The following is a 9,633-nucleotide window of genomic DNA, read 5'->3' on the forward strand; positions in this document are numbered from 1 at the left end:
AGAAAGTCCTCTCGGCTCAGCATGGCACGGCCCTTACAGGTTTGGTCACCAGCAAGGAAAGGTCATGCGGGTCGGGGGGACAATCTGTTTTGATGATTTACGGACTTATAGCTCCGGCGTCGACAGTGCTTGACCGGATCGCTGTTCGCGGAAGTCTTCGAGGACCTCCCGGAACTTCATCTGGTACACCTGTGGTGTCTAGCCTTTCTCGCGAATGTGGTGCACTACTTGGCTGCCCCCTCTTGATCACGCCACGAGTGGCGCGTGGCGTCGCCGCAGCTTCCACCCCTTGGCGCTCCAGCTCGGCCGCGAAGGCCTCCCGCCACTTCTGCGGGTCGCCCTTCTTCACATGCAACCGCCGCCAATCATGGCCAAGATTCCGTACCATGAGTTGGACATGGGGATTGCCAGTGTCCATGTGCAAAGTCATGACATACTGGTAGTACTGACCAAACTGCCGCTTGGCGCACTCCAGGCAGTCGGGCGCTGAAGGTCTCTGCCAGCCGCTGCAGCGCCTCGCGACAGCGTCGCAGTGCTTCCTCACGGGGCTCCAGCGGCAGGTAGGCCAGGTCGATGTCGGCGGGGTAATGGCTGCACGAAGAGGTTGATGGCCGTACCGCCCTTCAGGGCGAAGCACGGCTCGTCACTGAGGAAAGGCAGCAGCGAGACCAACAGCCTGACCTGTTCGTGGTAGCGAGCTTCAATCGGCATGCAGGAACGCCTCCGGCACCGTCACGTGATATTCCCTATCCAGCCTGCCGCCCTGGCAGAGCTGCCGCTTACCTTTGCCAAGGTCCAGTTGGCGTGGTTCCAGATGACCGTACCAGGCATGTCCGGCGTGGCGAGCCAGCACCAAGAAAGCACGCTTCGTTCTCACCGAACGGCACCCCTCTAGCAATGCCTGCAGCCGGCGCGGGTGCAGCGTGTTAAGCCCGCCGAAGGTATCCACCAGCTCACTGCTGAACAGCAGCGCATTCGGCGTCACGGCGATCCACTCCAGGACCGCTCGCTCGGGGGTCGATACCTGCAAGCTGAAGGCCCTGCCATCCGGCGCGTAGTCCGTGAAGCTATCGGGAAGCTGCACTGGCAGGCCCTTTTCGGAGTGGAGCACCATCCGCCTTGCCCACTCAGCATCACTCAACCACCGAGGCAGCCGAACGGCTTCCTTGCCATACAGGTGCGCTGTGCTCTCCCCCATGGGCAGATAGTGGGCAAAGCCATGCAGTGCCAGGGCCGTCTGGCCACCCGGCCACAGAGGTGGTAAGCCCGTGTCGTCGCTCGTCTGTAAGGCGAAAACAGCGCTCTCCCAGGTAAGAGGCTCCCCCGCTTGGCAGTAGGCGCCGTACCCCACGCGCTGCAGCCAGCCACTGCTGGCCAGCTTACGTGCCTGATCCGAGGTGACGCCGTGTGACGCCAGCCAGGCGGTCGTCACGACGGCGCCATACGGGATCTTGTGCAGCAGCTGGTTTATTTTCACGTTAAAAAGCGGCCTTAAATTCCGTCTTCAGAGTGGAGAATAAACTATACTGGTTTATCTTCAAACACAGAATCGCCATTAATGGCCGCTTTTAGCGAGGATTTTAAACCGAAAGCTGAGTCTCCGGCCTTGCTTGAGGCCGAATTCAGCGGGAGGTAGCTTGAGGGAAGAAGCTAGCAGAGAAGGCCGCTGCAGGGGACAAAGCGGCCACACATCAAGTCATTCCTGATAGTGCGTGTACTTTTTCGCACTGCCCTTCACTTGGTCGGCGGGGTATTTCTCTGCATTCTTCTCCAGCTTCGCCCGGCATGCCGCTTCAATATCCACGTCCAGCTTGCCCGCCAGCCGGATCAGGTACAGCTGAACATCGGCAATTTCGTCGCGCACGGCGGCCAGTTGCTGCTCATCCAGCTCCCTGGACTGCGCCTCGGTCAGCCACTGGAAGCACTCCTGCAGCTCAGCTGCCTCCACCGTCAGCGCCATGGCCAGGTTCTTGGGCGAGTGGAACTGGTCCCAGTCGCGCTCGGTGGCGAACTGGTCCATTGCGTCGCGAAGCTGCTTGAACGGGTCTGACATCTAGGGTTCACCTGGTTCTGCGGTATCGGATAGCGGTGAGCATGCCTGCTCTACCGCTCGCCATCCAGCCGACATAGGCATAGGCGACCATCCGGCCGCCCACTCGCTCACAGCACGGAGAGGAATTCACCGATGACCTTCAGGTCCTCAAGCTCGTCCTCGAGCACGATGTCCTTGTAGCCGAAGGCGTTGGTCTGGGGCTTCAGCACGATGCGCTGGTTCACGAACTCGCCGTACTCCTCGACCTTCTCGCTCTGATACTGCTTCACCGTGAAGCTGCCGCCGTGGTCCGGGTCCTCGATGGCGCGATGCTGCACCACGACGACCTTGCCCTGCCGTGTGCCGCCGGGATTGGCACGGAACAGGCACCAGGCGCCGTTGGGGATGCGCCGATTCATCGACTCTCCCACTACCCGGCTGACGAACAGGTCGGGGCTCGCGCGCATGAAGTCCGGCAGCTCGACCCAGTGCTCGGCGTCAGCGATTTGCATCTCGCTGAACTCACCGGCGGCGATGCTCAAATCGTACACGGGCACATGGCGCTCGAACGGCACCGCCTCATCACGCGTCACGATGGGAAGGTGCAAGCCATCCAGCGTCTCGGCCTCTTCAGCCAGATCGGTATGCTCGGTGGCTGCCTGCGAACGAGCGAAGGCCGCGAAGTACTCGCGGGTCTCGGGGTCCGTGGCATAGACGTAACAGCCCTTCTGGCCCCGCGTCATCAGCGTGCGATAGGTGTTCTTGATGATCTGGTCGGCCAGGGTACGGGCATGCTCGGGCTGCTCCTTGAGCATCTTCTTGTAGCCATGCACCGAGCGATCCTGCCCCGCCCGCTTGCCCGCGTCTGTCACCACGCGGCCGTCACGAATCACGAAGTCGTCTCCGATGATGACGCCGACGTAGTCGAATTCGAGCCCTTGGCAGGTGTGGATACAGCCGACCTGCTCTGCTGATCCATCGGCGATGGCCCACAGCATGCCGTCGTCATCGAGGTTCCACTGGGCCGCGAAGCCATACTCGGGAAACACGATGTCCATGGCCGGCTTGTCCTTCTTGCTGGCCCAAGGCCAGCAGTAGCCCGCCACCATGCGGGCCTTGTTGGCCTTGCGGTTCTTTTCGAGAATCGCAAGGCGCATGGCACTCGGGTCATCGAACACCTGGAAGTCGTAGTCGATGTCCTCCAGGTCAGTATTGGCCGTGGTGCGAACCTGAAGGGCGTGATCGAGCCAGGCCAGATAGCCATCCGAGCCGTTGCAGCGAAACTGCGATGCCAGCTCGAGCTCGTGGACATCGGCGCCGCACTCGGCTGCCCGCCGCCAGATCTCCTCGACCGTCCCCACGTCCTTCAGCGTCACGCGTTGCGCCTCATCGATAAAGAAGATCGATAAGCGTGATGCGGTGATCACCTCCTTGATCTGGCTCTCGCCCAGGTTCTGGTACATGCCCGACTTTTCGTTCAGGCGGTGCGCCTCGTCGACGATCAGCGCATGGAAGGTATCCGGCTCGGCGTTGACGTAGCTACCCGAGCCCTTGAACAGGTTGTCGATGTGGGTCTTCTTGCGCGTGCCGGTCAGCTTCTTCTTGAAGACCTCCCGAGGGGCCGAGTTGCGCGAGACGTACTGCGTCATCATCTCGCGCTTCGTCAGCTCCACCAGCAGGTTGATGGCCACCACCGACTTGCCGGTACCAGGCCCGCCCTTGACGATCAGGCACTGCTTGTTACCGCTGCCTGCGCGGTGCGCAAGATCGATGGCGGTTTCATAGACGAGCTTCTGGTCGTCGATCATCAGGAACTCGGCGTTGCCCTGCATCATCGAGGCCAGGGCATCCGCCAGGTTCTTGCTCGGCTTGATCACACCGTGCTCGATGCGATACATGATGTCGTTGCTGTCACCGTACTTGATGTGCTGGCTCAGAAACGCCGAGAGCTTCATGGCATCCTGAGAGATGAAGACCGGCGCACGCCGCGTGTGGTGCTCGTAGAAGGGATCATTGATAGCGTCCCCCTGCTTCATGTTGTGCAGGTAGGCGCAAGGCACCAGGCGGATCGACTCGGAGCGTACCGTCTCGTTGTAGTCCTCGATCAGCGCGCCATAGGACCACGCCTGATACGACGGGTGGTTGGTCTCGCGTACACCGCCGCCCAGTTGGGTGCGCACGATGGCGTCCTTCTTAGTCACCTCGACGGACTGCCACTGTTTCAGTTCCACGATGACCGCCGCATCGTCCCGCTGGTGGTTCTTGCCGGTCAGGATGAAGTCCACGCGGCGATTGGTCAGCGGAATGTTGTACTCGATGGCCACTCCCGCCGATGCGGGAATGCCCTCGTCGAGCAGAACGCTCATCATGAAGCGCAGGGAGTTCTCCCACGACGTCACCTCACTGCGCGGCGAGTTGCGGTTCAGTCTGCGTGCCACCTCGTTCTCGATGGCGTCGGTGATGACGTTGGCTCGCACATCGTCGATGAACTGCTGCTTGGTGGCGTTGTAGACCAGCATTCCCCAAAAGTTTCCTTTTTATAAACAGACAGTTACATTATTTCCAATATACATGCATCGTGCAATTATGCACGCTACTAACTGCTATAACATCACCTGAAGCTCATGTGCCAGCCACAGAGGGCTTGGAGAGCCATCCTGGTCGAAGCAGGCTGCGGTCCAGACGCGCACTTACTATTCATCGAGTTTGAAGCTCAACTGCGTACTATCCGACCCGCTTTCTGGAAGGTCAGCGGATACCGGAACAAATACTCCTGGAAGTAATGTTCAAGAACCCTGAACACGCAAGTTCTTCACTTATTGCTAGGATTCAGGACTCGTATCAAACCATCAGACTTCTAATTGTGAGAAGTGATGTTCCAAAAATTCCAGACACACGCGTATTTTTGCCGAATTGGCAGCTCGAGTTGAATAAATTGCCCAAACATCTGCACTCTGACTGTAGTCGTTTAGTATTCGTACCAAGCTATTCTGCTTCAGAAGTGGTCCAACGTCCCACATGGAACGTAGCAGGATGCCACGGCCGTGCAATGCCCACTGAAGCACGATCTCGCCGTTGTTTGAGGACAAGGGACCGCTGACACGAATACTCTGGGTGCGGTCGCCACACTCTAAATCCCAGACGCCGAAAGCGTTATTGCGTTCTTTGATGACGAGGCAATCGTGCTCAATCAGCTCATCCAGCGTAACCGGTGTCCCGCATCGCTCCAGATAATTGGGCGCTGCACAGAGCACTCGCTGATTCGAGATAAGATGGCGACTGATATGCTGGCCGGGCAAGTCGTCGCCCACTCGGATTTCCAGATCGAAACCCTCTCCCACGATATCGACCACCCTATCGAACACCTCAAAACGGATCTCCAATTCTGGAAACTGCTGCGCGAGTCCAGCGATAGCGGGTGCCACGTGGTTGCGCCCAAACCCAAAACTGCTGCAGATACGCAGCAGACCGTGCGGACTCTGACGTGCATCGGACAGATCATCGAACAGGGTATGCATATCGTCCAGAATCTGCACCGCAGCACGCTCGGCCAGTTTCCCGTCATCTGTCAACGCACAACGCCGGCTAGTTCGGTGAAACAGGCGAGTATTCAACACCTTCTCCAGAAGCTGTATGCGCTTGCTGACATAGGCAGGTGACACACCCAGCTCATCGGCTGCAGCCGTAAAGCTCTGTTTCCGAATGATAATCAGAAATACACGGAGGTCTTCCGGAAGTGGCCATTGTTTACGAATCGTGTTCATAGACTTCACACCAGACAGGTTAATTTCACGAAACGTAAATAATAGCATTGCTGGTGACAGATCCTGAAGCGACGCCTCAATTGATACTCAAAACGACAAAATAGCCCTGGCGCCGAAGCCGATACAAGGGCTGCCCATGTGAACCAAGAGAGATGCTCCATGACGAGAAATACAACTACAATATCATCGCCCTCAGCTCGTACATTGACAGCGCATGCCAATGGGGATGACAACACATCCAGCCACCTTGCTGCCCGGATCGGCTTCTATCTCGGACCGACCCTGTTAATTGCATGTTTGGTGATTCCCCCGCCCACTGGAATGCCCGTCTCAGCCTGGACGACCGTGGGCATAACGTTACTGATCGCCACTTGGTGGTCGACTGAGGCCATCCCGATACCCATCACTTCCTTACTGCCCATCCTGTTGATTCCAACATTGGGTATCGGCGAGATCAGCGACGCTACCATCCCATACGCCAACCCGATCATCTATCTTTTCCTGGGCGGCTTTATACTCGGACTCGCGATGGAACGCTGGAACCTGCACAGGCGCATCGCGCTCAGCACGCTTATGCTGGTTGGTAGCTCCCCTTCGCAACAGATAGCCGGCTTTATGCTGTCCACGGCATTTCTCAGCATGTGGGTCAGCAACACCGCAACCACGATTATGATGTTGCCAATCGGCATGTCTGTAATCCACCTGTTTAATCGTGATGGAGACGACTCGGACAATACTGAACGTACGCGCTTTGCCACTGCCCTGCTGCTAGGCATCGCCTATGCAGCAAGTATCGGCGGCGTCGCAACGCTGATCGGTACACCACCGAACGCGATGCTTGCGGGTTTTCTACAAGCGAATTACAACGTTTCTATCGGCTTCGGACAGTGGATGCTGTTGGGTATTCCGGTCGCGGCGGCAATGCTGATTTTCACATGGTGGTGGTTGACTCGGCGCAGCTTTAAATTCCATGACGGGAACAGCCGGGAACTGATTCGTGCGGAGATAGAAACGTTAGGCCCCTGGTCCAAGGCTGAAAAACTAGTCTTGGTGGTCTTTGCACTCACAGCGCTTGGCTGGATCTTCAGGCCGTTTATCACAAACTACTTGCCCGGTATCAACGACACTAGTATTGCTCTGATAGGCGCATTAGCTCTGTTTCTGATTCCGGTCGATACCAAGCAGCGCATCTTCCTGATGTGCTGGAAAGACGCCGTCAAACTTCCGTGGGGCGTACTACTGCTATTTGGCGGGGGCCTGTCGCTGGCCGCAGCTATTCAGTCAACCGGGCTGGCCGAATGGATCGCAAATAGCATCGGATCGCTTGGCACTTTACCACTAATGGGAATGATCGCACTGGTAGCGCTCGTCATTATCTTCCTGACCGAGGTTACGTCCAATACCGCAACTGCAGCCGCCTTCCTACCACTTCTTGCAGCAGTCGCCGTATCCCAAGGTTTTTCCGTAGAAATGATCACAATACCCGCTGCCATTGCCGCCAGTTACGCGTTCATGTTACCGGTCGCGACACCGCCTAATGCGATCGTCTTTAGCACCGGAAATATGCGGATACAGTCCATGGCAACCACCGGATTTGGGCTTAATATCGTCGGTATTGTGCTGGTAACTCTGCTGAGCTACTTCATTGCAGGTGCAATCTGGGCTTCCTAGACACTGGATCGCCCACTTCATCACAACCTCATAAGGAGAAAGAACGATGACTTCTAATATTTGTCAGTTATTCCCCGGCTTCGAAATACAACGTGTCGAGGTCGAGCCACAGATCTACATCAACGCTGTCATCGGCGGCAGCGGCCCACCGCTACTACTATTGCACGGCCATCCCCAGACACTTGCGATCTGGCACAAGGTAGCACCAACACTAGCCGAACATTTCACCGTGGTCGCGGCCGATCTTCGTGGTTACGGCGATTCATCGAAGCCAGCAGGCTTACCGGATCACTCGAACTACTCGAAACGGGTGATGGCACAAGATCAACTGACGTTAATGCGCCACTTGGGCTTCGAAAGCTTTGACCTGCTAGCACATGACCGCGGGGCTCGGGTGGCACACCGGCTCGCTGTTGATCACCCGCAAACAGTGTCACGACTGATACTACTCGATATCGCACCGACACTTTCCATGTATCAGCAGACCAGCGACACGTTCGCTCGCGCCTACTGGCACTGGTTCTTACTGATCCAGCCCGCATCGCTACCCGAACGTCTGATCGAAGCCGACCCCCCAGCCTACATCATCGACGTGATGGGCCGGCGTAGTGCCGGGCTTGAGCCGTTCGATCCGCGAGCACTCGACGAATACCGGCGCTGCATCGCGCTTGAGGGCACTGCCCACGGTATCTGCGAGGATTATCGAGCCGCGGCAGGCATTGATATGGAACATGAGCGGGATGATATCGATGCCGGTCGACGGATCACAGCGCCTGTGCTCGTGATGTGGGGCGAACACGGCGTGATCCAGAAGTGCTTCAGACCACTCGAAGAGTGGAAGAATCTGGCCGACAAGCTTGAAGGTGGGACTCTTCCCTGCGGGCACTACATCGCCGAGGAAGCACCGGATGCGCTGCTCGCCAGGGTTCTGCCGTTTCTGCTGGAGGTGGACTCATGAAACCGAAGACGCTCTATCGAAAAATAGTCGATTCGCATACGGTTGCAACACTAGACGAGCATAATCTTCTGCTGTTTTGCGACCTGCATCTCATGAACGAATACACCAGCCCGCAAGCGTTCGCGGGGCTGTACGAGCAAGGCCGCCACGTATCGATGCCGGGCCATAACGTCGCCGTCGTGAGCCATATCATTCCTACGCATCCGACCAGGATTCGTGTTATTCACGACACAGCATCGGCACTTCAGGCATCGAACCTGAAGAAAAACTGCGACCATTTCCATATACCACTGTTCGACACCAACGATGCCCTGCAAGGCATCGAACATGTGGTGGCTCCGGAGCACGGGATGATTCGTCCCGGCATGGTCGTAATCTGCGGAGACAGTCACACTACGACATATGGCGCGCTCGGAGCCTTGGGCTTCGGCATCGGAACGACTGATGTGGAGCACGTACTGGCGACGCAGACGCTGGTCTACCGGCTCGCCAAGGACATGCGCATATGCATCGACGGAACCCTCCCCCTGGGTACGACGGCCAAGGATCTAGTACTCGCGGTAGTCGGCCACATCGGAGCCCAGGGTGCTCGTGGCTACGTGGTCGAATACTGCGGTACCGCCATCGATGCGTTATCGATCGAGGCACGCTTCACGCTGTGCAACATGACGCTCGAAGCCGGAGCTCGCGGCGCACTCGTGGCTCCCGATCAAAAGGCGACAGACTACGTGATGGCCCGCGCACCGGACATCACCTCTGAGCATCATGACGCAGCGCTGGCGACATGGCAGGGCCTTCATTCCGACCTAGGATGTACATTCGATGCCGAGTATCGGTTCGATGCCAGCGACGTCTCCCCCCAGGTAACCTGGGGTACCAGCCCCGACCAGGTGGCCGCCATCGACGAGCGCATCCCTGGGCTAGATGAATTCCCCGAGGGACCGACGCGGAGAAGCGCCGAACAGGCGCTCCACTACACCAGATTGCAGGCGGGATCTGCCTTGGAAGGCACACCTGTGCAGTAATGCCAGTCAGTTAACGCTGACTGGCATTTCTCTTGGTCGGGTACTTCTGGGGTCGGCGCCTGACTGATCGGGGGTAAGATCGCTCGCGTCGCTCAGGCAAGACGAAGGCAGGCGCCATCTCCAGCATCGACTGGATCACACCGGGCACACGCCCCGGCGAGACCCAGGGGAGGACTGTTAACT

Annotated in this window: 9 protein-coding genes and 1 pseudogene; 3 read left to right on the plus strand and 7 right to left on the minus strand. The window is 57.8% G+C overall.

The annotated features are described in order from the left end of the window. Positions 1 to 97 precede the first annotated feature (97 nt). The 6 genes from HR9077_RS22490 to HR9077_RS15915 form a co-directional block, all read right to left on the minus strand. Positions 98 to 430, minus strand: coding sequence for a hypothetical protein (locus tag HR9077_RS22490; protein ID WP_458692925.1), 333 nt, complete (start codon positions 428 to 430; stop codon positions 98 to 100). Positions 431 to 540: 110 nt separating this feature from the next. Next, the gene (locus HR9077_RS15895; RefSeq protein ID WP_244613304.1) at positions 541 to 711 is read right to left on the minus strand and encodes a nucleotidyl transferase AbiEii/AbiGii toxin family protein; all 171 of its coding nucleotides are present in this window, start codon (positions 709 to 711) and stop codon (positions 541 to 543) included. Next, positions 701 to 1,477 carry a type IV toxin-antitoxin system AbiEi family antitoxin domain-containing protein gene (locus tag HR9077_RS15900; RefSeq protein WP_136068038.1) on the minus strand — a complete coding sequence of 259 codons (777 nt, stop codon included), beginning with the start codon at positions 1,475 to 1,477 and terminating at the stop codon, positions 701 to 703. Before HR9077_RS15900 ends, HR9077_RS15895 begins: the two co-directional genes overlap by 11 nt. A gap of 219 nt (positions 1,478 to 1,696) precedes the next feature. Next, positions 1,697 to 2,053 (minus strand): nucleotide pyrophosphohydrolase, encoded by a 357-nt coding sequence (locus HR9077_RS15905; protein ID WP_136068040.1) that lies wholly within the window; start codon positions 2,051 to 2,053, stop codon positions 1,697 to 1,699. Positions 2,054 to 2,160: 107 nt separating this feature from the next. Further along, positions 2,161 to 4,551, minus strand: coding sequence for a DNA/RNA helicase domain-containing protein (locus HR9077_RS15910; protein ID WP_136068042.1), 2,391 nt, complete (start codon positions 4,549 to 4,551; stop codon positions 2,161 to 2,163). Positions 4,552 to 4,881: 330 nt separating this feature from the next. Further along, positions 4,882 to 5,796 (minus strand): LysR substrate-binding domain-containing protein, encoded by a 915-nt coding sequence (locus tag HR9077_RS15915; RefSeq protein WP_136068044.1) that lies wholly within the window; start codon positions 5,794 to 5,796, stop codon positions 4,882 to 4,884. 159 nt (positions 5,797 to 5,955) lie between these two features. On the opposite strand from HR9077_RS15915, the gene HR9077_RS15920 reads away from it, so the two are divergent. From HR9077_RS15920 to HR9077_RS15930, 3 genes are read left to right on the plus strand one after another with little or no spacing between them, the layout of a single operon-like run. Then, positions 5,956 to 7,467, plus strand: a complete 1,512-nt coding sequence (locus HR9077_RS15920) for an SLC13 family permease (RefSeq protein ID WP_136068046.1) — start codon at positions 5,956 to 5,958, stop codon at positions 7,465 to 7,467. Positions 7,468 to 7,513: 46 nt separating this feature from the next. Further along, on the plus strand, positions 7,514 to 8,425 hold the full coding sequence (locus HR9077_RS15925) for an alpha/beta fold hydrolase (protein WP_136068048.1): 912 nt from the start codon (positions 7,514 to 7,516) through the stop codon (positions 8,423 to 8,425). Next, complete coding sequence (locus HR9077_RS15930; protein WP_136068050.1) at positions 8,422 to 9,450, plus strand: aconitase family protein; 1,029 nt, start codon at positions 8,422 to 8,424, stop codon at positions 9,448 to 9,450. Before HR9077_RS15925 ends, HR9077_RS15930 begins: the two co-directional genes overlap by 4 nt. Positions 9,451 to 9,460: 10 nt before the next feature. Here HR9077_RS15930 and HR9077_RS22230 read toward each other — a convergent pair. After that, positions 9,461 to 9,633, minus strand: a pseudogene (locus tag HR9077_RS22230) (IS4 family transposase); the annotation flags it as partial.

This window comes from Modicisalibacter radicis, assembly GCF_900961225.1.
Classification (GTDB): Bacteria; Pseudomonadota; Gammaproteobacteria; order Pseudomonadales; family Halomonadaceae; genus Modicisalibacter.

Bases quoted from the DNA above. Each gene is read 5' to 3' on its own strand.
- HR9077_RS22490 (WP_458692925.1), bottom strand. From the start codon at position 430: ATGACTTTGCACATGGACACTGGCAATCCCCATGTCCAACTCATGGTA.
- HR9077_RS15895 (WP_244613304.1), bottom strand. From the start codon at position 711: ATGCCGATTGAAGCTCGCTACCACGAACAGGTCAGGCTGTTGGTCTCG.
- HR9077_RS15905 (WP_136068040.1), bottom strand. From the start codon at position 2,053: ATGTCAGACCCGTTCAAGCAGCTTCGCGACGCAATGGACCAGTTCGCC.
- HR9077_RS15910 (WP_136068042.1), bottom strand. From the start codon at position 4,551: ATGCTGGTCTACAACGCCACCAAGCAGCAGTTCATCGACGATGTGCGA.
- HR9077_RS15915 (WP_136068044.1), bottom strand. From the start codon at position 5,796: ATGAACACGATTCGTAAACAATGGCCACTTCCGGAAGACCTCCGTGTA.
- HR9077_RS15920 (WP_136068046.1), top strand. From the start codon at position 5,956: ATGACGAGAAATACAACTACAATATCATCGCCCTCAGCTCGTACATTG.
- HR9077_RS15925 (WP_136068048.1), top strand. From the start codon at position 7,514: ATGACTTCTAATATTTGTCAGTTATTCCCCGGCTTCGAAATACAACGT.
- HR9077_RS15930 (WP_136068050.1), top strand. From the start codon at position 8,422: ATGAAACCGAAGACGCTCTATCGAAAAATAGTCGATTCGCATACGGTT.